The sequence below is a fragment of the Bacteroides sp. genome, from assembly GCA_036351255.1.
Classification (GTDB): domain Bacteria; phylum Bacteroidota; class Bacteroidia; order Bacteroidales; family UBA7960; genus UBA7960.
The window spans coordinates 1-26,888 of sequence record JAZBOS010000048.1; the positions used below are offsets into that span (position 1 = coordinate 1).

A 26,888-nucleotide genomic window follows, 5' to 3' on the forward strand; every position below is an offset into this window, starting at 1 on the left:
ATAACGGAAAAAAGCACCTTTACCTCATTTCCAGCGACGCGCGTTTGCTGGACATCCTTAAACAGCTCGAAGGTGAGTTCCTTATCAGCAGCGATTCCTCCGGGGAACTGCTAAAGACTCTGAATGCCCCTTCCGATACGCCGGAGATTGACCTGGTCATTACCGGTTTTGACTATTTTGTGAATGAAGTCAATGAAGTTTATTCGGAAAACGACGCCTTCAACCTCCCTTATTTCTTGGTGCTGGTAACGCCCGAACAAGCCACCCGCTGCGCTGCAGAAAAGTTTAGTGTGAAATGCTACCCCGTGTTTCTTCCTGTTGATGCTTCGCAGATCAGGACACTGGCGGCCAGTGTGATTCAGAATCACGAAAAGGCTGCCGAACTTAGCGAAATGCAAAGGTATAAGATCCTTTTCCACAAAGCCCCGGTGGTCCACTTGCTAGTGAACCCCTGCAACCTTCAAATTCTCGATGCCAACCGCGCCGCAGCAGACCTTTATGGTCAGGAAAATTCAGAATCCCTTCTGGGTAAATCTCTTTTGGATTTGCATCCGGGCCAATCAGACCTGATCAATAAGAAATGCAGGGAAGCCTTGAAAATAGGCGAAAAAAACTTTAATTGCCTGTATGACAGTGGGAAAGATGAATCGGTTGAACTGGTATTTTTCGCTTCGAAGATTGAGCTCGGAAAACGAAACTTTTTGTTTCTGAACATTCAGGATATCACCGAAACAAAAAAAACGGAGAAGATCCTGACCCAAAAGAACCTGGAGTTGCACAAAACCAATGCGGAGCTCGACCACTTTGTTTACAGCACCTCCCACGAGCTGCGTGCCCCACTGATGTCTGTCCTTGGGCTGATCAGCCTGCTTGAAGCTGAGGCTGATGCCACTGAACAGGCTTTGTACCTGGGATTGATGAAGGAAAGCATTGGTAAACTCGACCTGATCATCCATGATATCATCGACTATTCGCGCAATGCCCGGTTCGAGGTTAAGCTTTCGCCCATTGATTTTAATTTCCTGCTGGAAAAAACCATCAACAACCTCAACTATATTTCCGGATCTGAAAGGATTGATATCCGGATCAAGGTAAGGGATGAAGGCCAGTTTATGTCCGACAAGCGTAGGGTCGAGATCATCCTGAGTAATCTGCTGTCCAACAGCCTGAAATTCTGCAACCCTCAGGAATCAAAGCCTTTTGTTGAGGTAGAGATTCATACCACCCCGGGTCAGGCTTTGATCAGGGTGAATGACAATGGACGCGGCATTCCTGCCCCGCATCTCCCACGGATCTTTGAAATGTTCTTCAGGGGATACGAACAAAGCACAGGAAGCGGCATCGGGCTTTATATCGTCAGGGAAATCATCGAAAAATTGAATGGCACCATCGAGGTGAAATCGGAAGAAGGGAAGGGGAGTGCCTTCACTGTGAAACTGCCAAACCAATACCAACCCCTTTAAAAAATGCCTGTAAATTCCCTCCTCCTTATTGATGACAGCGAAATCGACAACCTGGTAAACCAGCGTATCATCGAAAAAAATGCTTTTGCTGCCAAGATCATCATAAAAAAAAGTGCCAGGGCTGGGCTTGATTACCTTACCGAAACTTTGTGCTCAGATCCTGATGCACTCCCCGACCTGATTTTCCTCGACATCCGCATGCCCGATATCGATGGTTTCGGTTTCCTCGATGCTTTTGCGAAACTCGATGAAACCATCCGCAAGCACTGCAAAATTGCTATGCTTTCCTCTTCCATCGATGCTGACGACCACCGCAAGGCCATCGAGAATCCTTTCGTGATTAAATTTCTCAATAAGCCCCTGTCCGCCAGTGTCTTAAATGAGGGGTTCTGAACCTATTGCCCCGCCTTCGCCAACATTCATAAATGACCATTCAGGGTGTATGCCCCGCGTGTATCCTGCAGAAAATCCGGGTGATTTTACAGGTTTTTTCCAGGGAGATTCTTGCTTAATTTTGAACTCCAGGAAAAACGATGGAAATCAGCCCAGCAAAAAAATATCATATGCTCGTCAGTGCGGGACTGCCCGGTGAATACCAGGTGAAGCTGGTGATGAAGGAAGCAGGGATGTTCAGGGTATTGCTTTCCGCCACGAGCTTCCAGATCCCTCCCTTGGAATGGCTCATCCAGGGTTATGAGCAATCCTTAAAACCCCAATTAGACTTAGGATAGTAAAAAAATAAAAAAAAGATCGCCTCTAACTGGCGATCTTTTTTTTATGGAAAGCGACCCTAGGCGAGAGCCTTATCAAACTCTGATACCTCCCCTTTCAGATCAAAACTGCCCGGAAAAACTACTAATTCAAAGTTTGTCCGACAAGTTGAATGTTAATAACCCCCGGGTCAATTTTGACAGCAGCGAATCCTAAGAATGCCGCCGTTCAGCCTCTGCCCGGGTCGCTTATTTATTTAGTGTCCTTTTCAAATAGCGTAAATCCCTTCAGGGATCATTAACCAAAGGTAAAACATAGGAAAGAACAAGGCAATTCGTTTAATTACTAAAATTAGTCTAAGTAATTTCCCTAGTGTTTTTTCATGTTTTAGGACAAAAGAAAACTCTTAAGTATTCTAAGTTAAGAAGTTGCAGTTTTTTCGCCCCAAAAAAACACTCCATTTTGCCTTTTACTAAAACACTGAAAATATCTTGATTCCTTAATGTTTCTTTCCAGGCAAAATTTCGTTAAAAACACTGCTTCCTCCGTCAACCCGTATAATTGATCCGGTGACCCATGAGGCCTGATCGGACAAAAGGAAAAACACCATATTGGCGATATCTTCGGGTTTCCCTATACGACCTATGGGGTATTTTGCGGCTGATTTAACCAGCATTTCCCTGTAGATGGCTTCGTTGGCCACTACCTTGCTGTCGAGATGCAGGGGCGTTTCCACCAGGCCAGGATTCACGGCATTGACGCGAATGCTATAGGGACCCAGCTCGCCGGCCAGAAACTCGGTGATCATGTCCAGCCCCGCTTTCGAAACCGAATAGGCAATGCTGCGTCCCGGGATCCGCGAAGCCACCGATGAGATGTTCACCACGGAGGCGTTGCCCGAAGCCTTTAGCAACGGCAGCAAGGTCTGCGTCAGCAGATAGGGGGCGTGAAGGTTGATGTCAATGTTGGCCTTCCACAGGTCGAAGTCAATGTCCTGTATACCTCCGGCCGTAAGCATCCCCGCATTATTCACCAAGCCGTGAAGCTGCCCGTAATGCTCATCGATATATTCGGCCACGCGCCGGCAGTCCTCCGGCTGGCTTACATCCCCCGTGATAAAGTCTACCACTCCCTCCATTTCAGGATGAGTTTCCAGGGCTCGCTCTATCTTAGCCTGGCTGCGGCTCAGGCTGATGACTTTCCAGTTTTTTTTTTCCATGAGTTTCCTGGCGGTGGCAAGCCCAATGCCTGAACTGCCCCCGGTAATCAATACCTGTTTCATATTCCTGGTTTTAACGGTTAAGCGAATCTGTTCAACTTGTTGGTGCTGAATTGATCTTTAGAATTGAAACATATTGAAATGTTTTCTAACTTTGCACCTCTAAAATTAAATTAAAATTAACGATTAAAATTTGATTTTATGAAGAAGATCCTCTTTGCTATATTATTTCTTTCAGCGCTGAGCCTTTCGGCCCAGGAAGATACTACCCTTGTAAGGCCCTGGGCCCTGAATGGTTTCTTTAGCCAGCAGCTGAACCAGGTTTCCTTTACCAACTGGGCCGCAGGTGGTGAAAACAGCTTTGCTTCCACCAGCATTGCGGTGCTGACCGCCAATTACTCCAAGGAAAAGACTACCTGGGAAAATAAACTCGACCTGGCCTATGGCTTGATAAAAACCCAGGATACCCCCACCCGGAAAAACGAAGACAAAATTGATCTCCTTTCAAAGTACGGCCATAAGGTATCCCCAAAAATTGCCGCTACTGCACTGCTGAACTTCAGGAGTCAGTTTACTGCAGGATATAATTACCCCGACGATGAGGAGGTGGTATCCAATTTTTTGGCCCCGGGTTACCTCCTGGCCTCCCTGGGTTTCGACTACAAACCCGTTGATTACCTTTCCATCTTTTTCTCGCCTGCCACCGGTAAATTTACCTTCGTCAACGATGAAACCCTCTCGGCCATTGGTGCTTACGGCGTGGAGCCCGGCAAAACCTTTCGCCCTGAATTTGGCGCCATGGCATCCTTTACCTTCGCCAAGGATATCTTTGAGAACGTGAACCTGGCTTCAAAGCTTGACCTTTTCAACAACTACACCGACAGCAATAAGCCAAACCGCAAGAACACCGACGTGAACTGGCAAACCAACCTGAATATGAAGGTGAACAAGTTCATCACCGCCAGCATGGGCTTTAACCTTATCTACGACCACGACATCCCCGTACCGATCTTTGACACAGTCGGGGGCGAAGAAGTACAGGTTGGCACCGGCCCCCGTACCCAGTTCAAGCAAATTTTTGGCATCGGCCTGTCATACAACTTCAAGCGGGAATAAATTTCCCCATCCTTCAGGAGCCGCTCCCTTCCAGGGGCGGCTTTTGTTTTTTTCAGGCTAATTTTCAATTGAGAAATCAACTCCAGGGGGATGTTAAGGTCGTACCTTCCCCATACCATGGTCGTAGTTTATACGGTTTAAACCGTATAAACTACGTTTAAACACCGTAGGAACCCCGAGCTTGGGTGAAATGGGTTAAGAAAGGAAAAAGTACTTCCGGCCGCTACTTGATAAACATCAGCTCACGGTATTTGGGCAATGGCCACATCTGGTCATCTACCAGGATCTCGAGCTTGTCGATGTGGTAACGGATATCTTCCATCAAGGGTTTGACCCTGTAACAATAGGCTTTGGCGCGTGCTGCAGGGTCTTCCAGATGATTGGCTTCCTTACGTTCGCTGATCATTTGCCGCACCATGGAGCGGATATGGGTGACGTGCTCGGAGATTTTCGAAATAGAATGGATCTGAAGGGCCGAGTGGTCGGTAAACAGGGCGGGCGGCAGCACTTCTTTCAGGCCCCTGACATTTTCCACCAGCACATTCTGATAGCGGATGGCGGAAGGGATGATGTGATTGCCCGAGAGGTCGGCCAGCACGCGCGACTCGATCTGTAACACCTTGGCATAGTTTTCGAGCCTGATCTCATAACGGGCGTGCAGCTCCTTGTCGGTGAAGATCCCATTGCTGCCAAAAAGATCGATGGTAGTTTTTGAAATATAGGATTCCAGGGCTTCGGGAGCATTTTTCAGGTTGGGCAACCCGCGTCGGGCAGCTTCTTCTACCCATTCCTGGCTGTAGCCGTTGCCTTCAAACAGGATGGCTTTCGACTCGCGGATGTATTTGCGCAGGACTCGAAAGATGGCTTCATCCTTTTCAATGCCTTTATTGATGCTTTTATCCACCTCCGCCTTAAAATGCATCAGCTGGTTGGCCAGGATGGTGTTGAGCACGATCATGGCGGGGCCGCAGTTGGCCGAGGAGCCCACTGCCCTGAACTCAAACTTGTTGCCGGTAAAAGCAAGGGGCGAGGTGCGGTTGCGGTCGGTGTTGTCAATGATGATACGCGGGATCTTGCCAATGTTCAGCTTCAGGTCTGTTTTTTCATCCGGGGTCATTTTGCGGTCCTTCACCTTTTTTTCCAGTTCTTCGAGCACTCCGGTAAGCTGGCTGCCAATGAACATGGAGATGATGGCCGGGGGTGCCTCATTGGCGCCCAGGCGGTGGTCATTGCCAGCCGAGGCAATGGCGCCCCGCAGCAGGGCTGCGTGCTCGTGGACAGCCTTGATGATGTTGATGAAAAACGTCAGGAAGAGCAAGTTGGTCTTGGGGGTATGCCCGGGGCTCAGCAGGTTTTTGCCAGTGTTGGTGGCCAGCGACCAGTTGTTGTGCTTGCCGCTGCCGTTTACCCCTTCAAAGGGCTTCTCGTGGAAAAGTACCCGGAAGCGGTGTTTGCGCGCCACTTTGTCCATCACCACCATGATGAGCTGGTTGTGGTCGATGGCAATGTTGGCTTCTTCATACACAGGCGCCAGTTCAAACTGGTTGGGCGCCACCTCGTTGTGTCGGGTTTTTACAGGGATGCCCAGCTTCCAGGCCTCCATCTCAAAGGCTTTCATAAAAGCCGCTACCCGGTGAGGAATGGCGCCGAAATAATGGTCTTCGAGTTGCTGGCCGCGGGCGGGGATGTGGCCTGTTAGGGTCCGGCCGGTCATCACAAGGTCGGGCCGGGCATAATACAGGGCTTCGTCCACCAGGAAATATTCCTGCTCCCAGCCGAGGGTGGGATAGACCTTGGTGATATTGCGGTCGAATAACTGGCAGACTTCGACAGCCACTTGGTCGATGAGGGCCAGGGCCCTAAGCAGCGGCGTCTTGAAGTCGAGGGCTTCGCCGGTATAGGCGATGAAGATGGTGGGGATGCATAGGGTGCCATCCATAATGAATGCCGGGGAGGAGGGGTCCCAGGCGGAATAGCCACGGGCCTCGAAGGTGTTGCGCAGACCCCCGCTGGGGAAGCTGCTGGCATCGGGTTCCTGCTGCACCAGTTGCGAGCCATCGAATTGCTCGATGCTCACGTTGGGCTCCACCGGGCTGAAAAAGGCGTCGTGCTTCTCGGCCGTGGCGCCGTTCAGGGGCAGGAACCAGTGAGTGTAATGGCTGGCCCCCTTGCTGATGGCCCAGGCTTTCATGGCCGAAGCCACCTGGTCTGCGATGCGGCGGTCGATTTGCCCGTTCTTGTCGATGGCTTCAATAAGCTGGCGGAAAACATCGTCAGGCAGATATTCTCGCATCACCAGGCGCGAAAAGACCTGCGAGCCAAAATATTCAGATACCTTGGGCATGATTTCCTGTGATTCAGGGTAAGGACGGGAAATGGCCGACTGGAGAGCGGAAAAACGAGGGTTCATTTGAAAAAGTTTTGGTTTTTCAAAGGTACCCTATTATTTTGATGGTGGTGTAATAAAAATAGTAAACTTTTTCAACAATTTGTTGAAAAAAAAGGGGGGTGTTCCGAAAATTATTCAACTCTGAGTACAGGGAAGTGTTCATTTTCCCTGAGCAAGTATTGAAATAAGGGATACTGTATCAGGCCGATCTGCGATTGGGGCTCAAGGGTAAGGGCCAGGAAATGGCTGTGCAACTGGGTTACGGGAACGAAAATATAATCCCTTTGATAGTTTTCGGCGTCCAGGACCTCTTTTTCCACTTCCGGAAAATAGTTTTTGAGGCCCTCGTCGAAGCTCCTGGAAAGTGCAGCAAAACGGTAGGCAAACACTTGCTGCGGGTCTTCAAAAGTTTCCTGGTATTCGATGTGGTGATTGCTGATGAGCGCCATCAGCAGGCTGTCGGACCGGGGGATCAAATAGCCCCTGGCCCTTTCAATGCTGAAGGTGGGCTTGACCAGAGGATGGTAGTTGTGGATTTTTACAAGGGTATCTTTTCCGGTTTGGGAAGATTTGAGCAGCAGTTGCAGGGGTTTTTCACCGGGGAAATGATCCATCCTGATGGCAACCGTATCGTTGCCGCCTGAAACTAAAACCCGGCGGGAGTCATCTACCATTTGGATGATCTTTTCCCTGTCGTGCCGGATGATATCCATCAGCGATCTTACCGCCATGGCCTGGCTTTGAGCGCGGCGCTGCAGGCTGTCGGCGTAGCGGTCGCGCCCGTTCAGACCTTCGAAGATAAAGGACATACTGCCCAGAACGCCGAAACTTTGCCTGCCGTCGTCGATGTCAACGGTAGAATGCCTCGTAGGTCCTTCGGGAGGTGCAGGGCCTACAAGATAGTTATGAAACGTATAACCACCGGCCTTGAGTTTATTCTCCAATCCGGGAAGCACCACCTCTTCGCTGTATTTCCTGATGTCTTGCGAAAGGTTTGGATTGGTGATGATGCCGGTCTGCACATCGAATTGCTTAAAGGCCCCAAAAGCTTCCCATGCATCGCTGTATGGGTGGTATTCGTGGATGTCGAGGGTGACGTGGGGCATAAAGTCGTGAGACAGGTCATGGAGTGCACGGACTTCGGCCGACTGCATCACCACGTGGTCGCGGTTAAAATCGATGCCTTCGCTGTTACGGCGCTCGTTTACTTCCGAACCATCGGGGTTCATTTGGGGAATGATCCAAATTTCCATGGTATCGAACCAGCGTTTGTGCCTTCCGCAAAGCATACCGTCGATCAAAAGCAGGGCGGCTTCCTTGCCGCTATGCTCGTTGCCGTGTTGCTGGGCCAATACCAACACCCTGAGTTTTTCTCCTGAAGGAGAAGGTTCATCCTTGCCTGCCTTCACCACAAAAAGGTCGAGCCCACCGGCAGACTGACCAAATACCTCAAGCTTTAACAGGTCGCATGCTTCGGTTGATTGTTCCAGGAATTCGCCCAGCTCGGCGTGGGTGGTGGGCGATGTGAAATTGCGGTGCTGGGCAGGGGTCTGCCGTTCGGCTTTGCAGGCAGCAAAAAGGGTGACTGCCAGGAAAGGAATCAAAATTGTTCTGCAGCGGTTCATAATTGGCGGATTCTCCCAAAAGGAATGCACGCCAAATTTACGATTGTTTTGAAAATGCTGCAGCCTTTTCAAGCACCTGCTCTACTTTTTCTTCGATGGTTAGCTGGCCATCGATCCAGTGAATGGGGGTTCCTTGTCGCTCCATCCGGCGGAACCAGGTCATCTGCCGCTTGGCAAACTGGTGAATGGCAGTGTTGAGGGTGCGAAACATCGCGTCGTAGGAGATTTCGCCGGTGACGTATTGGGTTAAGATGCGGTATTCCAGTCCGTAGAATTTGAGTTGTTCCGGTTTCAGGCCTTCACTGAGGAGGTGGTGGATCTCGTCGAGCATCCCGGTTTCAAGGCGTCTTTGCAGCCTTTCGGTGATGCGTTGCCTAATATCCTCCCTGTCGAAATGGATGGCAAAGAGGACCGGTTTGAAACTGGGGTAATTGCTTTTATCGGGCGGATTATTTTTCTGGAAGGTTTCAATTTCCACGGCTCTGATCAGTCTTTCCCTGTCGCTGAGGTCGGAGGTGTTGTGAAGGGGCCGGTAGGAGGCCAGGATCTTGCCCAGCTCTTCATTGGTGAGCAGTTGCAGGTTTTCGCGCAGCTCGGGGTTGGGTTCCACCTTTTGAAGGGGATAGCCTTTCAGGGCGGCTTCAATATACAAGCCGGTGCCCCCGCATAGGATGCCCTGCCTGTTGCGCTTCTGGATGTGGCTGAGGGCTTTGATGAAATCTTGCTGAAACTCAAACACATTGTATTCGTAGCCGGGCTCGGCAATGTCGACCAGGTGATAGGGAACCAGCAGGTCGCCCACCATAAAGTCGTGCAGATCCTTGCCGGTGCCCAGGTCCATTCCGCGATATACCTGGCGGGAGTCGGCGCTGATCACCTCGCCTTCACACTGTGCTGCCACACAGGCTGCCAGGCGGGTCTTGCCGGTGGCGGTGGGGCCGGTAATGACGATCAGCGTATGGGGGTCAGGCAGGTTCACGGGCGGTCGTTTTCCTGGTACATCCGCTCTCGTTCCATCAGGAAATTACGGATGTCATCCAGCAGTGGAATGGGGGAGGTTTGAAAATCCAGGACTTCCAAATCCTCTTTCTTAAATTGAACGAAAAATTCAGAAAAAAATTTGCCCAAGAAGTTAATCAGGTTGGCTTCATCACTGTATGCCTTCAGGGTCTGGTGGTATTTCAGGAACTGCAACACCCTGAGGCCGTCTACCTTATGATGGCAGGCATTCACGAAGTGTGCCACGGTTTTATTGTTTTCCCGCAAGGGGGCAAAAATGTCGGTTTCCCCAAATTGCTGATTCAGGAAAGGGCTCATCGGGGTTTCCATGTCACGGTGCAGGAGCTCAGGGAAGCGGGCATAGGTCTCGGCCACCTGGTCGAAGAGGCGGTAGTCGTAGATGGGGTAACTGTCCCACAAGCCCTGGCTGCCCTTGATAAGGGCGGGGCCGGTGCCGAAGAACACCCGGTCGGAATAGCGCGTGGCGGGGTAAACAGGGCTGGTATTGTGGTTGGCGATCCACCCGGTCTTGCGCAGTTTTTGCAGGAGGTAAAAATCCTCGCCGCTTTTTTTGGCAGTCATCCCCCCGATCTTGCGATAGGCCTTCACCGGCAATGCAATGGCTGAGCCCAGGGCGGTGAATGAATAGGGAGAGCCAATGCGCCATAGGTTCAGGGCGAAGTGCCGCATATAGATCTCATAGCGCAGCATGGCACGGTCGAGGGTGTCTTCCCCGGTGAGCCTGTGGTAATAGGGATTGGAAAGCGCCACTGCCTGAGGAAAACGCTTGAATACATCCGCTACCGAGGAAAGGTAATGATCCTCGAAAAGGGTGTCGGCATCCAGGCTTACAATGATGTCTTCGTCCCAGGCGGCCTGGCTGATGGTATCCATCAAGACCTTTCGGGCTTGTCCCACGCCGTGCGCCTTGCCTTTCCAGCCCAGCCCGGGGCTGCTGTGATCGATCAGATGCAGGTTTTCCCAGCCAAGCTTACGGAGGTAATCGAGGCTTTGCCGGTTGTTTTCACAAAGGGGATGTTTTGCCGGGTCATTCCACCAGGCATCGGGCTGGTTGACGCAGACCCAGACCTGAAAATGCACATAATCCTGCTTAGCCAGGCATTCCATGGTATGTGGCAGGAAGGCCCCCTCGTTCATGGCCGGGATGGCGACGTGCAAGGTGCGGACGGCAGGCATGGTGACGGGGTTTACGAGCTTTTCTTCTGGCGCTTGCGTTCGTGTTCGTCCAGGATGATCTTGCGCATCCTGATGTGCTTGGGGGTGAACTCCACGTATTCGTCTTCGCGGATGTACTCGAGGGCTTCTTCCATCGAGAACTTGGTGGCAGGGGTGATGCTGGCCTTGTCGTCCGAACCCGAGGCCCTGACGTTGGTTAGCTTTTTGGTCTTGATGAGGTTAATCACCAGGTCGTCCTGACGGGAGTTTTCGCCCACAATCTGACCGGCATAGATCTCATCGCCCGGGTCAATAAAAAACTTTCCGCGGTCCTGTAGCTTGTCGATGGAATAGGCGATGGCCTGTCCGGTCTCCATGGCGATGAGGGCCCCATTGTGCTTTACGCCAAACTCACCTTTATAAGGCTCGTAGCCCTTGAGGCGGTGTGCCATGATGGCTTCACCCTCGGTCAGGGTGAGCATATTGTTGCGCAAGCCGATCAGCCCGCGCGAGGGGATCTCAAACTCCAGCTCGGTGCGGTCGTTTTTCTGTTCCATATTGACCAACCCACCCTTGCGCTGCGAAACCAGTTCGATGACCTTGCCGGTAAAGGCATCGGGCACGTGGACGGTGAGATATTCAATGGGCTCATGCTTTTTCCCATCGATCTCCTTGATGATCACCTGGGGCTGGCCTACCTGCAGCTCGTAGCCTTCGCGGCGCATCGTCTCGATCAGGATGGAGAGGTGAAGGATGCCGCGCCCGTAAACGACATAAGCGTCGGGGCTGCCCGACTCCTCGACGCGCAGGGCCAGGTTTTTCTCGGTTTCTTTAAACAGGCGGTCGCGCAGATGGCGGCTGGTGACGAACTTGCCGTCGCGACCATAGAAGGGGGAGGTGTTGATGGTAAACAGCATGCTCATCGTAGGCTCGTCGATAGCAATGGCTTTGATGGCTTCGGGGTTCTCGTAATCGGCAATGGTGTCGCCGATCTCGAAGTCCTCCACGCCTAGCACGGCGCAGATCTCGCCCGCGTGGATCGGGACCTTGATTCTTTCCTTGCCCAGGCCTTCAAAGACATACAATTCCTTGATGCGTGACTTCTGGATGCTGCCATCGCGTTTTACCAGCGACACCTGCTGGTTTTGCTCGAGGGTTCCGCGGGTCAGTTTGCCCACTGCAATGCGCCCCACGTAAGAGCTGTAATCGAGCGAGGTGATCTGCATCTGGGGGGTGCCTTCGGCGCGCAGGGCCGGGGGGATGTGCTCTAGGATCACGTCGAGCAGGTATAAGATATCGGTGGTTGGGTTTTTCCAGTCATCCGACATCCACCCGCCTTTGGCAGAACCGTAAACTGTGGGGAAGTTCAGCTGGTCCTCGGTGGCATTGAGGCTGAACATCAGGTCGAACACCTTCTCCTGCACCAAACCGGGATCGCAGTTGGGCTTGTCGACCTTATTTATGACCACGATAGGCTTTTTCTCCAGCAGGATGGCCTTCTCGAGCACGAAGCGGGTCTGTGGCATCGGGCCTTCAAAGGCATCCACGATGAGCAACACGCCGTCAGCCATATTGAGCACGCGTTCCACCTCGCCGCCAAAGTCGGCGTGACCAGGGGTGTCGATGATGTTGATCTTGGTGTCCTTAAAGCGGACGGAGCAGTTCTTGGCCAGGATGGTGATGCCACGCTCACGCTCCAGGTCGTTGCTGTCGAGAATGAGGTCGCCCGTTTCCTGGTTGTCGCGGAAAAGCTTTACCTGGTGCAGGATACGGTCGACGAGGGTGGTCTTCCCGTGGTCGACATGGGCGATGATGGCAATGTTGCGGATTTCGGTCATTGATGATTTTTAATAAGCGTGCAAAGGTACGAAAAAGTTTGGGGTTTGAGGTTCAAGGTTTAAAGGAAAAAGGGATTACACGGATTTTGACGAATTTCGCGGATTGAGCAAGGTGCATGGAGCATGGAGCATGGGGCAAAGCGCTTGGGGCTTGGAGCCTGGGGAAGAAGCCGAGTAGCGGCGACAGAAAAAGATTTATCAGGGATCGGTGGTGTGGTGACATGCTCAGAGTCAAATGAAAACTTGCCCGCAAAGCGGGCCAGCCAATAAACCCCCTGGTCGCGCAGCATCTGGGAAAGGAATAAGTTAAGGCTCATATCGCCCCGCTTCTTTGTGGGGCCGCCGACCAATAATAGGGCTTCCCAACGGTCACCGCTACGCGGCTTTTATCCCATGCCCCATGCACCACGCTCTTATCCGCATAATCCGCTCAAATCTGTGTAATCACAAAAACAAAAAAGCCAGCTGCAAAATGCAAACCGGCTTTTTTAAGTTTTTTGAATGGCTTAAAGCTCTTCGGGGTTATTTCTCTTCATGAATATGGAGGTGATTAGCGACATGATGAAGCCCAGGAAGGTGTAGTTCAGGATGGAGGAGATGGCCATAAAGCCTGGCTTCATAAATCGTTGAGAAATGCCCAGGGCCAGGTCGAGTTCGTCGTCAGTAATGGCGGGGTTTTTCTCGATCATCTTTTGTTCAGCGGCAACCAAAAGGTCGTTTAAGGCACCCGGATCGACGAATTTATAAAAGATGAAGAAGTAAGCGCCCACCAGCACTGAGGCGAAAAAGATGGTCAGGGTGCCAAATCCCAGGGCTTGCCCATAGCTGATAAAACCTCCCATCACCTCATCGCGCCAGGCCTTGGTGGCCAGGATGATGCCCCCAAGCATCACTGCATAATAAATATAGGCCATATATGTGCTGGCAATGGAGCCGGCAAAATAGAAAACCAGGTGGATGACAAGCATCAGCACGCCAACCAGCAGTCCATAGGTGAGGGCGGTTTTCGTCATCCCCTGACGGGCAATTGGTTCATTATTTTCCATCATACAATCGTGTTAAGGTTTGTGAAAGCAAACTTACGCTTATTTTTAAAATATTCCATATGATATAGCAAGCCTACTTATTTTTTATTTTCTTGACCCCAGTGAATAGAACTGCCATAAATGGGAAAAATTTCTTTTCCTGAAAACGGGGAAGGATTTTTTTTGCAGGCAGCAATATTTTTAGTACTTTTGCCCCGGGTAAGTTTGGTACGACCAGCTCCCGCTGAACTCCCCCAGGATCGGAAGGTAGCAAGGGTAGGCGGTCGTAGCGGTGCGATATCATACTTGCCCATTTTTTATTTCCCCCGGGCTATCCATTCATTACCAACCTAAAATCCTTTCAAATGAAATTCTTTATTGACACCGCAAATCTGGACCAGATTCGTGAGGCCAACGATCTGGGCATCCTCGATGGCGTGACCACCAACCCTTCGCTGATGGCCAAAGAAGGCATCAAGGGGCAGGAGAACATCCTGAAACATTATTTGGATATCTGCAATATTGTGGAAGGTGATGTCAGCGCTGAGGTGCTGGCCACCGACTTCGAAGGGATCGTGCGCGAAGGGGAAGCCCTGGCCGCCCTGCATCCCCAGATCGTGGTGAAGGTGCCGATGATCAAGGAAGGCATCAAGGCAATTAAGTATTTCTCCAATAAAGGCATCAAAACCAACTGTACCCTGGTGTTCTCGCCCGGGCAGGCCATCCTGGCAGCCAAAGCCGGCGCCACCTATGTCTCTCCATTCCTGGGCCGCCTCGACGACATCTCAACCGACAGCCTGACACTGATCCACCAGATCGTGAACATTTACAGCATCCACGGCTTTGAGACCCAAGTGCTGGCCGCCAGCATCCGCCATGCCATGCATATCGTGGCCTGTGCAGAAGCCGGCGCCGACGTGGTCACCTGTCCCCTAGCACCCATCCTCAGCCTGCTCAACCACCCTCTTACCGACGTGGGACTGGCGAAGTTCCTTGAAGATGCGAAGAAGTGGCAGTAGGCAGTAAGTTGTAAGAAGTAGAAAGTAAAAAGTAAAAAGCCCTGGTTTGTGCCGGGGCTTCTTTTTTGGAAACTATTTCTGGACTCACAACTCACCGCTCACCTCTCATTTCTCATTTCTCAGCTTATTTTTTTCTGTTTTTTCACGTAAAATCAAACGCGCTCACATATACCGGGCTTTCTTCCAGTATTTTTATTTCTTCGGGGCTAAGGTTTTTCCATGAAGCCATCAGATGGGTGCCGGCATTTTTGGTGAAGGAATGGATAAAGCCCCAATGGCCGTATTTTTTAAGCTGTCGGAAAATGGGGCACTGGGTATCGAGCCAGAATAGGGCTGTGTTTAAGCCTTCCTGGTAAAGTAGCCCCTTCAGGAGCGCGTGGAAGTGCTTCTCGCCCCCGGGTGTGAAATAAATGCCTTCCAGTGCCAGGAAATCGAACTTTTTGGGGTTGAACACCCTGCGGATCAGGGGAAGGTGAGGCACCCCCTTTAGGATGATCTTTCCTGACAGCCCGGGCATGCGATTGACCCGCCAGTGGATCCGGTGGATCTGGCAGCCTGCCAGGATCTCACCTTTCTCTTCAAGATAATAATAGTCGTTGTTGAAAAAGATCTTTTCGAACTGCACCAGGGAATGATTTTTGTAATTAGTTTTCAACAGGGTGAGGACTTTTGCCTGGATTTCAGGGGTGTCTGCTTTCTTGATGCGGGGTTCTTTTTTTAGGAAAAATCGGCTGAATCCTATGGTGTCGACTTCACGGATGGTGCGGTAGCCGGCATTACTCACCACCTTAAATGAGCTAAGGTTTTTTTTCTCGATAGAGGCATAGAAAATGGTCTTTCCTGTCTCCTGTTCGCGGACGAGACTCATGGCCCTTTCGCCGAATTTCTTCATCAGGCCTTTCCCACGGATCTCACTTGAAGCGCTGAAATAACGGATATAATAGCAGTTAATGGGTATTTGCCTGAGCAGGACGGTTGCATTGCAAAACACGGCCATTCCCAGTAGTTTCTGGTCTTTCTGGAGGGAGAACAGGGTGGGGTTGGATAAATACCTGATGTGTTCTTCGGTGTCGAGATGGGCATACACGGCGCCCTGGCTACCGATCTCGGTTTGGCGGAGGAGTTCAACAGCTTCAGGGGTGACGCCGGGTTCGCGGTAAACGGCATATTCTTCTTCGGAATAAAGCAATTTTTTCATCAGCGAGGGGATGTATTTTTTTAAGGATGATGGGCAGGGTAAATCCATCCAAAAGTAGTGAATTGTTTAATTAGGCCAGCAATCTGATGGGATGCTTCGCTCCGCTCAGCATGACAAGTATTTTAAGTTTTAGGGGAGTGGGCTGAAATGCAGCGGGCGTTTTTTATAAACGGGGGGAAGGCCAATGTATGGTATTTTGTTTAACTTCGTATTGTAATTTTTCTTTGTTTTCCCTGATTTTACAGAACCTATGAAAACATTCCGTATTGTTTTTGCCGGCATATTGCTGGTTTTGATTGGCTTCCAGGTTGCGGCGCAACGCGTGGACCGGGTGGGTGAAATGCTCGCGAATGATCCTGGGAAGACTTTTAAAATATATAAATACGACGTCAAGGAGGACATTGCCCGTCCGGCTGTTTACAAGACGCAAAAGGCCTTTGAGGAAGCTGACAGCCTTGGCGCTGACCTGGTGCTGATTCATATGAATACTTATGGAGGTGCAGTGGATGCCGCGGATTCCATCCGCACCCGTATTCTGCAGTCGAAAATCCCGGTAATTGTTTTCATCGACAACAATGCTGCTTCTGCGGGGGCCTTGATATCCATAGCCTGCGACCAGATTTACATGCGCACGGGCGCCAATATGGGTGCAGCCACGGTGGTAGATGCCACAGGACAGGTGGTGCCGGATAAGTTCCAGTCGTATATGCGTTCTACCATGCGCTCCACGGCAGAAGCAAAAGGACGCGATCCTGAGATTGCACAGGCGATGGTAGATCCCAGCTTTGAGATCCCCGGGCTGGTGGATGAAGGGAAGGTGCTGACCTTTACCGCTTCGGAAGCCATTGAATGGGGTTATTGCGAAGGCATTGCCGAAAACGTGGATGAAGTGATGCAGGTGGCTGGAATTGAAAACTATGAATTCATTGAACAGCAGTTTACCTGGATTGAAAAATTGATCGGTTTTTTGATCAGTCCGGTGGTCAGCGGCCTGCTGATCATGCTGATCATTGGCGGTATTTATTTTGAATTGCAAACGCCCGGAATTGGATTTCCCATCCTGGCGGCAGCGGTTGCTGCCTTATTGTATTTTGCACCTTTATACATTGAAGGCCTTGCCTCGCATTGGGAGATTGCTTTCTTCATTATTGGCGTCGTCCTGATTGCGGTTGAGTTGTTTGCGATACCTGGTTTCGGAGTGACCGGTGTGCTTGGGTTGATTCTTGTGCTGACCGGCCTGGCCATGGCCATGGTGGGTAATGACGGATGGGATTTTACCGGTGTACCTGCAAGGGAAGTACTGGTGGCATTTTTGATCGTCATCATTGCGCTATTCTTTTCTCTGACAGCCTCCTTTTATCTTGGGCAGAAGTTATTTACTCCCGGCAAGCGCTTCAAGGGCTTTGCACTGAATACGATACAGGAAACCGAGTCAGGCTATACCTCGGCCAGCGCCCAGATGAAAAGCTTGCTTGGCAAAACCGGAACGGCATTTACCGTTCTGCGTCCCAGCGGAAAGGTCGAGGTGGAGGATGACATCTACGATGCCACCGCCCTGACGGGTTATATTGAAAAAGGAGAAGCCATTAAGGTGGTGAAATATGAGACATCGCAGGTATTTGTGGTTAAAGTTTGAAGTTAGGAGTTTGGAGTTTGGAGTTCCAGGTTCCAAGATCAAAAGCTTGTCCGCTAACCAGCGGATTCAAAGTTCAAAGTCTTAACACTATAAGTAAATTTTTTTATTAAACCTAAAACCTAAAACCTAAAACCTAAAACCTGACACCTGAAACCTTAAACCTTAAACCTTAAACCTTAAACCAGAAACCGTTTTCTTATGGACCGATATGTTTTTGGAGACGTTACGCTTGAATTGATTGAAGGGGACATTACGAAGCAGCCTGTTATGGAAGCCATTGCCAATGCTGCCAATGCCATGCTCAGGGTTGGTGGTGGTGTTGATGGGGCCATTCACCGGGCGGCAGGACCCGGTCTTGAGAAGGAAGCCCATCCGCTGGGGCCCCTGAAGCCCGGGGAGGCAGTGATTACCAGCGGGCATCATTTGCCCAATAAATATGTCATTCATTGCCTTGGACCGGTTTATGACCGGGATATTCCTCACGATCTTTTGCTGGCAAACTGTTATAAAAATGCTATGCGGATTTGTGAAGAGCGGGGTATTCAAAGCATTGCTTTCCCTGCCATTTCGACAGGGGTTTTTGGATATCCGGTGGAGGAAGCTGCCCCTGTGGCCCTAAAAGCCATCATGGATACCATGCCCTCGCTGAAAAGCCTTCATACCATACGAATGGTGCTATTCAGTAAATTTGCCCACGAGGTCTTTGGCAATGCCCTGGAAAAACTCATCTGAAAAACCAATATTATGTTTGAGTCTTCTAAAATCTCCCCGCTTTATACTGATTTGTACCAGCTTACAATGGGGCAGGCCTATTTCAGCAATGACAAGCACGAGGTGACGGCCTGTTTTGACTATTTTTTCAGGAAGGTCCCCTATAAAGGAGGTTATGTGGTGTTTGCCGGCCTGGAGGAATTGCTTGAAATGATTGAAGGGCTGCGGTTTCAGAAAATTGACCTCGCCTATTTAAAGAAACAGGGTTTTAAAGATGATTTTCTGGATTACCTGGCTGCATTTCAGTTTAAAGGAAATATCACGGGAATGCGCGAAGGGGAAATTGTTTTTCCCTTTGAACCCATTCTGCGGGTAGAAGGGGGCTTGCTCGAGGCCCAACTGGTGGAGACCCTGTTGCTCAATATCCTGAACTTCCAGTCGCTGATTGCCACCAAGGCAAGCAGGATCAGGCACTCGGCAGGAAACCGTCTGCTGAGCGATTTTGGGCTCAGGCGGGCACAATCCTTTGGGGCCTTGCACGCCAGCAAGGCCTCCATAGTTGGTGGTTTCGACAGCACCTCCAATGTGCTTGCCGCTGAAAGATACGGGATTCCTCCTTCGGGGACGATGGCTCATTCGTTTATTGAAACTTTTGACAGTGAGATTGAAGCGTTCCGGCATTATGCTGAAGCTTTTCCCGATCAATGCGTCCTGCTTGTGGATACTTACAATACCCTGAAAAGCGGGTTGCCCAATGCCATCCGGGTGGCTCACGAAATGGAAGCCCGGGGGAAGCGCTTGAGTGCCATTCGTCTGGACAGCGGTGACCTGGCCTATTTTGCCAGGAAATCAAGAAAGATGCTGGATGAAAGCGGGCTGGATTATGTGAAAATTGTGGTGTCGAATCAGCTTGATGAGCACGTGATTAAAAGCTTGCTTGATCAGGAGGCGCCCATTGACATCTTCGGGGTGGGTACCAATATGGTGATTGGCAGTCCTGACGGGGCCATTGACGGGGTTTATAAACTTGCGGCCTCTGGGGGAAAAGCCCGCCTTAAAATCTCAGATAATGTGCAAAAAACCACATTGCCGGGCAGAAAGAAGGTGCTGCGTTACCTGGACCCGGAAGGAAAATTTTACGCCGACTGCGTAGCTTTGGTGGAAGAAGAACAGCCGGGAAGAATGATACATCCCTTTGAAAAGGAAAAATCGCTTGTGCTGGAAGGGCATGATTTTGAAGAAGTGTTTTTTCCGTTGATGCAGGATGGGAAAGCAGTTCATCAATCACATAGCGTTTTTGAATTGCGTGAAAGGGTTTATATGCGATTGGAGAGACTTCCGGCCGAACACCAGCGTTTCGACTTTCCCCATATTTACAAGGTTGGTATCTCGGAAAGGCTCTCAGAACTTCGCTCGCAAATCATCCAGCAACACCAGGGCCTTTTGTAAAGAACCGATTGTTTTTTAGATTTGCAAAAATGAATTCCAATGAAGGCACTTCTTATCACTGACATACAAAATGACTTTCTTCCCGGTGGTGCCCTGGCTGTTCCGGCTGGGGACGAAGTCATCGGGGTGATCAATGCCTTGCAGCCCCATTTTGACCTGGTGGTCGCCACCCAGGACTGGCATCCTGCAAACCACGGCAGTTTTGCATCGGCTCACGAAGGTAAAAAGCCCTTTGAAACGGGCACCCTGGGTGGGCTTGAACAGGTGCTTTGGCCAGACCATTGCGTACAGGGGACTTCGGGAGCCGCCTTCTCAGAATCCCTATCCCAGCATGCCATAGAAGCCATCTTCCGTAAAGGAATGGATCCCGCAATAGACAGTTATAGCGGCTTTTTCGACAATAGAAAACTAAAGGATACCGGACTGGGTGCATACCTGAAAGGAAGAGGCGTTTCCCAGTTGTTCGTTTCAGGTCTGGCCGGGGATTTTTGCGTGGCTTATTCTTTGCTTGATGCCATTGACCTGGGTTTAAGGACCTACCTGATTGAGGACGCCACCAGGCCCATTGACCCCGCAGGTTTTGAGAAAATGAAAAAAGCCATCACGGAGAAAGGGGGCAAAGTCATTCATTCAGCAGCCATCCTTCAGGCCAATCAATAAATGGAATATCGACCTGTTAAGATTCAAAACTCCCTGTTAACGGAAGGGAAGAGTTATGTCTTTCGCTTGCTTGGCAAACTGGAACTGGGCAGAGGCGAACCCTTCCTGGTAATGCTTGACCCCTTTGGTTATAAAATGCTGGTGCCTGCAGGTTTTTACGCAGATTATGGCCTGAAGGAAGGGCAAAAGGTTGTTTGTAAGATTGATAAGATCAGTTGTTCAGGTAAGATGTATCTTGAGCCACAGCATCCGCATTATGAAGAAGGAAAGTACTATGATTTTGAGGTTATAAGCCTGGGATGCAGGAATAACCTGATCGGGTCGAAGGAGTGGTGTTACAGGGTCAGGGATATCTTTGGCCTGGAATGGATCGTAAAAAGGAATCCACCTGAAGAAGAAACCAGTGGATGGCCTGAGAAAATTCAATGCCTTGTGGTTCGAATTAAAAAAGGTCAGTTGTTCCTGAGGTTACCCGCCTTTTCAGACCAGGAAAGCTATTTAAAGCAGGGTGAAACTTATTCCTTTAAAATTGTTGATCAGAAAAATGATTCAGGAGATGGCTTCAGTTATTTTATCCTGCAGGATGAAAGGGGCTCCAGGCATTTACTTCGGAAGAAGCATTATTATCACTACGGTTTAAAACCAGGGCAGCAAGTCATTTGCAGGGTGGATGGCGTTTATGAAGACGGCTTGCTTTTCCTTGAACCACTTCACCCGGTTTATGAAACCGGCAAGGAATATGTTTTTGATGTGGCACGTCTGGAAGAATATGTTTTTTCGAATGACACCCGGCAAAAAGTAGTTGTGTTGAGGGATGTTTTTGGGGAAGAAATAAAAAAGCAAGTGGCAGAGGAAGGTGCAATGCGATGGGTGCCCTTTCAAAAGCTTCTTTGCCGGGTAAACAGGATCAGAAAGAGCAGGGTAGAAGTGGATATTCTTGAGGGTGTTTAGGAGATGGATTCCCAGGCTGTTACTGCAGATCCAAATATGCCAGCGTTCTCGCCCAGACTTGCTTTTTTGATTTTGATTTTTTCCGGCTGGTAATCAAAAGCTGTTTTTGCTATGGTTTCCTCAATGACCTGGAAGAATCCGTCCCAGGCGCCTGCAATACCACCCCCGATGACCACTCCGTCAAGGCGAAGGATGTTTAGCACATTGGCTAGTCCAATACCAACGGCTTCCCCCGATTTTTGGTAAACTTTCATTGCAATGGGATCACCTGCTGCGGCCAGTTCAGAAAGTTTAAGCGGGGTCATTTTTGTTTGGGAAAGGTAAGCGTCTTTTTTTTGAGTGGTCTGTTTCAGTTCTTCATCAAGCATCCTCATCAGTCCTGATTTGGCAGCCATCGTTTCAAGGCACCCTCTTCTCCCGCAATGGCATTTTGCCCCGTGCATATCAATGATCATATGACCGATCTCGCCTGAAAAGTGGTTAAATTCCAGGATTTTTCCCTTGTCAATGATGGCGCCACCAACCCCGGTTCCAAGGGTAAGCATTACCATACTTCGCAGGTTTTTTCCACTTCCGGCATGGTATTCACCCAGGGCAGCCATATTACCGTCGTTGCCCACAGAAACAGGAACATGAAGTTTTTCCTTCAGGTAATCCCTCACCGGGAACTCAACCCAAAGGGGAAGATTAGCTGCCAGGCTAAGCATTCCCCTTTCCTGGTCAAAAATCCCTGGGATGCCGGCTGCAGCAGCCGCTAAACGGTATGCGTCCTCCTGACTGCTTTTGATAATCCAGGAGATTAATTTTTGCAAGGAAATTTCGGGATGGTCTTCACGCCTTACGGGCGTGCAGAATCGTTTTAAGAACTCCATCTTTTCGGAAAAGAGACCGGCCTTAATACTTGTTCCCCCAATATCGACACCCGCTATGACCTTTTTCATGTTTCAAAAGTAATCATATAAAGGTAAATTCTGACTAATGAGGACCTCCCAAAAATCATTCTTTTAGGTGGAATTGTAAAATCGAAAATTATATCGGATAAAAGGCATAAAAAAAATGTTTTTTTAATTTTGTTCTTCTTTTTTCCCCTGTAGTTCAAGGGATTTCTATTTTGTCTTCAATATACTTTAAAAAATAATTTAAAAATTGTTTTGAAGTATCTAAAAATTTTTATAAAATTGAAAACGCATTTAGAAAGGACAAGTGATGAAGAAATTGATTGACAATTACCTGAAACCGGTTAAAAGCAGTGATAATGGAAGCAGGCTGAATGATCAGAAAATGCGAATCATTCAGGCCATCAGCCAAAGGCGTGAGGCTTTGACGATTCCTGAGCTAAGTGCAGAGCTTAAGATTACAGCCCCAACATGCATTAAACTTGTTAACCAATTGGTGGCGGCGGGAATAATAAATGAAATTGGAAAAAAGCAAACTCGCTCAGGGAGAAAGCCCAGTCTTTATGCCCTTGATGGTTCAAATTTTCAGGTCATTGGAGTTGAGATTCTTATGAAGCGCGTTTCTTTCTCTATTTTGGACAATCACTTGAATCCCATTTTTGTAAAACATAAAACCAATTTCGCCCTTCAAAACACAAAGGAAAGCCTTGATATTGTATTGAGGTTTATTAAAGATTGCATGAAGGAAACCAATATTCAATCGCGTGAGATCATTGGGATGGGTGTTGGTATTACGGGAAGGGTTAAAAAGTCGGATGGGGAATCCTTAACCTATTTTAATTTTATGGGTAAACCGCTGGCCCATTATTTTTCAGAAGTTTTTCATTTGCCCGTTTTTTTGAATAATGATACCCGTTGTTTTGGGATGGCGGAGAAAATTATTGGCAAGGCCCGGAATGTTTCCAATGCCATAATCATTAATCTTAGTCGCGGGTTAGGTACGAGTTTGATCATAAATAACGCCGCAGTTGAAGGCGGGGCTGGTTTTGCGGGTGAACTGGGGCATATGCAATGGGGGTTAAATGACAAGGTCTGTATTTGTGGTAAAAGGGGATGTCTGGGTAATGAAGTTTCCGGCTATACTTTAGAAGAGCAATTTAAGGAAAGGATCAGTAAAGGGGAAAAGTCTCTTGTCCTGGATCAGGTATCAGCAGATGAGATTCGTTACGATGATATTTTAAATGCAGCCAATAAAGGTGATGCTCTTTCTATTGAATTGCTTCAGCAGATGGGATTGCGATTGGGAAGAGCCCTGGGGAATATTATCAATTTGTTGAATCCTGAATTGATTATTATTGGAGGAAAATTTGCCAAGGCACGGGATATTCTGGTTGATCCGGTAAAGACGGGTATGGCCAGTTCGGCCCTGGTAAGTCCACTAAAATATTGCGAAATAGATTTTTCAGAAATGGGTGACCTGGCCGGGATGAAGGGTGCAGGGGCCCTGGTATTGGAACATTTTGAGTTTATTAAATAATCAGGCCCCGGGGTTTGGTTTTGGATCATTTTTTTTACATTAAACCTTGACCTATGAAAGGTAAACTGACAGTCCTTATCTTTTTGGCTGGTATCTTTTTAAGCCTTCAGGGATATGGGCAAGAGCGCACTGTAAGCGGTCGTATCCTGGATGAAAGCGGTCTCCCAATGATTGGGGCAACCGTAATTGTTGAAGGAACGCAGGATACCGGGCTCATTGGGGCCACTGCAAATCTTGACGGGGACTTTTCCATAACATTACCTGCCGGCCGCAACCAGATCACCGTTTCCTTTACTGGTTACCGCAGCCAGACAATCAATGTTGAAGGCCTCGATTATATTGAGGTCATCCTTGTTCCGGCGGTGGATGTCCTGGAGGAATTTGTGGTGACCGCCCTGGGAATCAAAAGGGAAGAGAAAGCCCTGGGTTATGCGGTCACCAGTGTTAACAGCGAAGACATTCAGAACATGTCGAGGGTCAATCCGATCAATTCGTTGGCAGGCCTTGCGCCGGGGTTGCAGATCAGTTCCAGCGGCAGCGGTGCTGGGGGAAGCACTAAGATACTCATCAGGGGTGTGAGTTCGCTAACCGGCAGCAATGATCCGCTTATCGTGGTGGATGGTGTGCCCGTGAGCAGCGGTGGTGGGGCAGGAGGTACGCAGTTTGGAGGCTTTGATTATGGGAGTGCCATCAACAATATCAGTTTAGATGACATTGAAAACATATCCGTTTTAAAGGGGGGTGCTGCGTCGGCCCTTTATGGCTCACGTGGGCAAAACGGTGTAATCATGATCACCACCAAAAGCGGACAGAGACAAGAGGGAATCGGTATCAGTTATATGTCCTCATTTTCTGTGGATAATCCCCTGATCGCGCCTGATTTTCAGAATGCATACAGCCAGGGTTCTTCGCGGACCTTTGAGCGCCTGGGAACCCGAAGCTGGGGACCAAAGATGGAGGGGCAGGACGTAACCAACTTCCTCAAACAACCGCAAACGCTGGCTATAAATAACCAGAGTCCCTATTCTTTTTTTCGCCAGGCCAGTAATTTTGACCAGACGATTTCTATTGACAAGAGGGGAGAAACTAATGCCATTTTTTTCTCTGCCTCCTGGAATCAAAATAATGGGATTATCCCCACTAATGATTTTGACCGCAAATCGTTTAATCTCAGGTATGAATCCAATCTAAGCAAGTTCATCAGTTTTGATGCGCGGGTTAATTACATCAATCAGGAGGTGCACAACAGGCCTAATCTGGCCGGCTCACCTGATAACCCCGTTTACCTCCTGGTGTCTATGCCCCGTTCCGTTATGCTTGAACAACTGGAGCCCTACCAAACCGTGGATGGATACCCGGTGGTGTGGAACAGTAAGTACCGGATGAATCCTGATGGAACGGTGGCCTGGGATGAGGGAAAACCGCCCTTTGCCTCTTCCCCATTATTACAGAATCCTTTTTGGGCCGTTGAGTTGAACACTAACCGTGACTTGCGGCACCGGTTCATTGGGTTCAGCGAGATGAGGGTTGACTTCCAGGAATGGCTTGGCCTGAATTTTGACCTCGACTTTAAGCTTCGGGCTGGAATGGATTTTTACAATGATGACCGTCAACGTATCACAGCCCATAATACGTATTATAAGGCTGAAGGCCGTGCTACGGGAACTTTTAGCCGGTCGGAGGGGCTGGAGCGGAATTATGAGATGCTGATAAGCTTTGGAAAAAAATGGGGGGATTTTTCTGCCCTTGCTTCTGCAGGCGCCAACCTGATGCATTTTACCAGTCGTTCCATCAGTTCCAATTCAGAAGCTGGCTTAATTAACCCGGATGGTCCTTATGTAATCCAAAACTTCCTTACTGTCGGGAGCTCACAAGGATATGGCCGCCGGGAGATTCAATCGGTATATGGCCTGGTCAGCACCGACTGGAAACGCATGGTTTTTCTTGACCTAACCTTCAGGAATGACTGGACCAGTGTACTTGCGCCTGACAACTGGTCTTATTTCTTCCCCTCTGTCAGTGCAAGCTGGTTGCTGGAAGAAACCTTTGACCTCCCCCGTTGGATTGATCTTCTCAAGCTGAGGGCTTCCTGGGCTGGGGTAGGTAATGGAGGAAATTTCTCCAGTCCGAGGTATTTCCAGTTTGGGACTAACCCCAACCAATACCTGGGGCTCCCTTACGGTTTTCTGAACAGTGTCAGGCCAAATTATGAATTGCTTCCTGAATACACTGTTTCTAAAGAAGTAGGTTTGCAAACGGTGATGTTAGGTTCCAGGTTCAATTTTGACATCTCCTGGTATGAGCTGGGTACACGCGATCAGATTTTCCAGAGTCCCCTGGCCCCTTCGTCTGGATATAATTCGGGAATTATTAACTCCGGGTATATCAAAAATTCGGGGATCGAGATGCAGACGGGATATCAGTTTAAGTTTAACAATGGCCTGACCTGGAATATCAGCGGGAATGTCACCCGGCAATGGAATGAAGTGACCGAACTTTCGGAAGAGGTGAACTTTCTGAACCTTGGGGGTATTCAGCAGGGGGTTTATATTGCCGCCCGTTACGGTCAGCCCGTCGGTCAGATCATGGGCACGGCCTTTGACCGGGATGAGGAGGGTCGGATCATCCTGGATGCCCTCAATCTCCCCAGAATCAAAACGACTCCCGAAGGAGCCATTGACACAGAAAACCTGATTGGCAATGCATACCCTGATTTGCTTTTGGGGTTTAGCACCAGTTTGAATTATAAAAGCATTAGCCTAGGGGTTCAATTAGACAGTAAACTGGGGCATGACTTATATTCCCTGACTAACTTACGGGGTGCGGAATACGGCACTTTCGCCTTTACAGTGGAAGGCAGGGATGAATGGCAACGGGCCCTGGAGATTTCAGAAATAACGGGTGTTCCACCCACAGACGGTTTTATGGTTTCAGGGGTTAAAGATGGCGTGGAAGGGGAATTCCCGGTTGATCCGCAGAGCTACTGGGACCGGTTGACGAGGATTGATGAGGCATTTGTTTATGATGCTTCCTATATCCGGTTAAGGAGTGTAAGTCTTTCTTACAGCGTGAATCCGGACCTCCTGTCATCTTTTGGGGCACGGGAACTTAGTATTTCTGTGTACGCCAATAACCTGGCCTACCTGTATAAGAAAACGGAAAACATTTCGCCTGAGTCTTCTTTCAGTACCGGCAATGCCATTGGGATTGAAATGTATTCCTACCCTGAGTTAAGGACTTTGGGTGCCAGTATCAAAGTATCATTTTAAG

At 49.4% G+C, this 26,888-nt stretch carries 21 protein-coding genes and 1 other RNA gene; 13 read left to right on the plus strand and 9 right to left on the minus strand.

Translation table 11 applies throughout. The annotated features are described in order from the left end of the window. From V2I46_04065 to V2I46_04075, 3 genes are all read left to right on the plus strand, one after another. A partial coding sequence (locus tag V2I46_04065; GenBank protein MEE4176664.1) for an ATP-binding protein occupies positions 1–1,463 on the plus strand: 1,463 nt, incomplete at its 5' end. 3 nt (positions 1,464–1,466) lie between these two features. Then, positions 1,467–1,856 carry a response regulator gene (locus V2I46_04070; protein ID MEE4176665.1) on the plus strand — a complete coding sequence of 130 codons (390 nt, stop codon included), beginning with the start codon at positions 1,467–1,469 and terminating at the stop codon, positions 1,854–1,856. A 170-nt stretch (positions 1,857–2,026) separates the two neighbouring features. Then, positions 2,027–2,194 (plus strand): hypothetical protein, encoded by a 168-nt coding sequence (locus V2I46_04075; protein ID MEE4176666.1) that lies wholly within the window; start codon positions 2,027–2,029, stop codon positions 2,192–2,194. 479 nt (positions 2,195–2,673) lie between these two features. Here V2I46_04075 and V2I46_04080 read toward each other — a convergent pair whose 3' ends face one another. Continuing rightward, complete coding sequence (locus V2I46_04080) at positions 2,674–3,456, minus strand: SDR family oxidoreductase (protein ID MEE4176667.1); 783 nt, start codon at positions 3,454–3,456, stop codon at positions 2,674–2,676. 138 nt (positions 3,457–3,594) lie between these two features. On the opposite strand from V2I46_04080, the gene V2I46_04085 reads away from it, so the two are divergent. After that, positions 3,595–4,509: a DUF3078 domain-containing protein gene (locus tag V2I46_04085; GenBank protein MEE4176668.1), complete on the plus strand. Its 915-nt coding sequence runs from the start codon at positions 3,595–3,597 to the stop codon at positions 4,507–4,509. 223 nt (positions 4,510–4,732) lie between these two features. Here V2I46_04085 and V2I46_04090 read toward each other — a convergent pair whose 3' ends face one another. From V2I46_04090 to V2I46_04115, 6 genes are all read right to left on the minus strand, one after another. Next, a complete protein-coding gene (locus V2I46_04090; protein ID MEE4176669.1) occupies positions 4,733–6,919 on the minus strand; it encodes a glutamine synthetase III in 2,187 nt (728 codons plus the stop codon). A 110-nt stretch (positions 6,920–7,029) separates the two neighbouring features. Continuing rightward, the gene (locus tag V2I46_04095; protein ID MEE4176670.1) at positions 7,030–8,523 is read right to left on the minus strand and encodes a M14 family zinc carboxypeptidase; all 1,494 of its coding nucleotides are present in this window, start codon (positions 8,521–8,523) and stop codon (positions 7,030–7,032) included. Positions 8,524–8,560: 37 nt separating this feature from the next. Further along, a complete protein-coding gene (miaA, locus tag V2I46_04100) occupies positions 8,561–9,496 on the minus strand; it encodes a tRNA (adenosine(37)-N6)-dimethylallyltransferase MiaA (GenBank protein ID MEE4176671.1) in 936 nt (311 codons plus the stop codon). 2 nt (positions 9,497–9,498) lie between these two features. Beyond that, on the minus strand, positions 9,499–10,719 hold the full coding sequence (locus V2I46_04105) for a glycosyltransferase (protein ID MEE4176672.1): 1,221 nt from the start codon (positions 10,717–10,719) through the stop codon (positions 9,499–9,501). A gap of 11 nt (positions 10,720–10,730) precedes the next feature. Then, positions 10,731–12,536: a translational GTPase TypA gene (gene typA, locus V2I46_04110; protein MEE4176673.1), complete on the minus strand. Its 1,806-nt coding sequence runs from the start codon at positions 12,534–12,536 to the stop codon at positions 10,731–10,733. Between the two features lie 506 nt (positions 12,537–13,042). Beyond that, on the minus strand, positions 13,043–13,585 hold the full coding sequence (locus V2I46_04115) for a DUF4199 domain-containing protein (GenBank protein ID MEE4176674.1): 543 nt from the start codon (positions 13,583–13,585) through the stop codon (positions 13,043–13,045). 193 nt (positions 13,586–13,778) lie between these two features. Between V2I46_04115 and ffs the strand changes: the two genes are divergently transcribed. Next, an RNA gene (gene ffs, locus V2I46_04120) (signal recognition particle sRNA small type) lies at positions 13,779–13,876 on the plus strand. 50 nt (positions 13,877–13,926) lie between these two features. After that, positions 13,927–14,580: a fructose-6-phosphate aldolase gene (gene fsa, locus V2I46_04125; protein ID MEE4176675.1), complete on the plus strand. Its 654-nt coding sequence runs from the start codon at positions 13,927–13,929 to the stop codon at positions 14,578–14,580. 142 nt (positions 14,581–14,722) lie between these two features. On the opposite strand, the gene V2I46_04130 is transcribed toward fsa, so the two are convergent. Then, positions 14,723–15,778: a GNAT family N-acetyltransferase gene (locus V2I46_04130; GenBank protein ID MEE4176676.1), complete on the minus strand. Its 1,056-nt coding sequence runs from the start codon at positions 15,776–15,778 to the stop codon at positions 14,723–14,725. 250 nt (positions 15,779–16,028) lie between these two features. Here V2I46_04130 and V2I46_04135 point away from each other — a divergent pair, with 250 nt between their 5' ends. From V2I46_04135 to V2I46_04155, 5 genes are all read left to right on the plus strand, one after another. After that, complete coding sequence (locus V2I46_04135; GenBank protein ID MEE4176677.1) at positions 16,029–17,414, plus strand: NfeD family protein; 1,386 nt, start codon at positions 16,029–16,031, stop codon at positions 17,412–17,414. 198 nt (positions 17,415–17,612) lie between these two features. Beyond that, positions 17,613–18,146, plus strand: a complete 534-nt coding sequence (locus tag V2I46_04140) for a macro domain-containing protein (protein ID MEE4176678.1) — start codon at positions 17,613–17,615, stop codon at positions 18,144–18,146. A 12-nt stretch (positions 18,147–18,158) separates the two neighbouring features. Next, the gene (locus V2I46_04145) at positions 18,159–19,574 is read left to right on the plus strand and encodes a nicotinate phosphoribosyltransferase (protein ID MEE4176679.1); all 1,416 of its coding nucleotides are present in this window, start codon (positions 18,159–18,161) and stop codon (positions 19,572–19,574) included. Positions 19,575–19,613: 39 nt separating this feature from the next. Then, positions 19,614–20,234, plus strand: coding sequence for a bifunctional nicotinamidase/pyrazinamidase (gene pncA, locus V2I46_04150; protein ID MEE4176680.1), 621 nt, complete (start codon positions 19,614–19,616; stop codon positions 20,232–20,234). Continuing rightward, on the plus strand, positions 20,235–21,185 hold the full coding sequence (locus V2I46_04155; GenBank protein MEE4176681.1) for a hypothetical protein: 951 nt from the start codon (positions 20,235–20,237) through the stop codon (positions 21,183–21,185). On the opposite strand, the gene V2I46_04160 is transcribed toward V2I46_04155, so the two are convergent. Further along, a complete protein-coding gene (locus V2I46_04160) occupies positions 21,182–22,126 on the minus strand; it encodes an ROK family protein (protein MEE4176682.1) in 945 nt (314 codons plus the stop codon). The two genes, V2I46_04155 and V2I46_04160, sit on opposite strands and share 4 nt — an antisense overlap. A gap of 265 nt (positions 22,127–22,391) precedes the next feature. Here V2I46_04160 and V2I46_04165 point away from each other — a divergent pair, with 265 nt between their 5' ends. Together V2I46_04165 and V2I46_04170 are read left to right on the plus strand one after the other, a co-directional pair. Beyond that, positions 22,392–23,618: an ROK family transcriptional regulator gene (locus V2I46_04165; GenBank protein MEE4176683.1), complete on the plus strand. Its 1,227-nt coding sequence runs from the start codon at positions 22,392–22,394 to the stop codon at positions 23,616–23,618. A 53-nt stretch (positions 23,619–23,671) separates the two neighbouring features. Continuing rightward, positions 23,672–26,887 (plus strand): SusC/RagA family TonB-linked outer membrane protein, encoded by a 3,216-nt coding sequence (locus V2I46_04170; GenBank protein ID MEE4176684.1) that lies wholly within the window; start codon positions 23,672–23,674, stop codon positions 26,885–26,887. The last annotated feature ends 1 nt before the right edge of the window (position 26,888 follow it).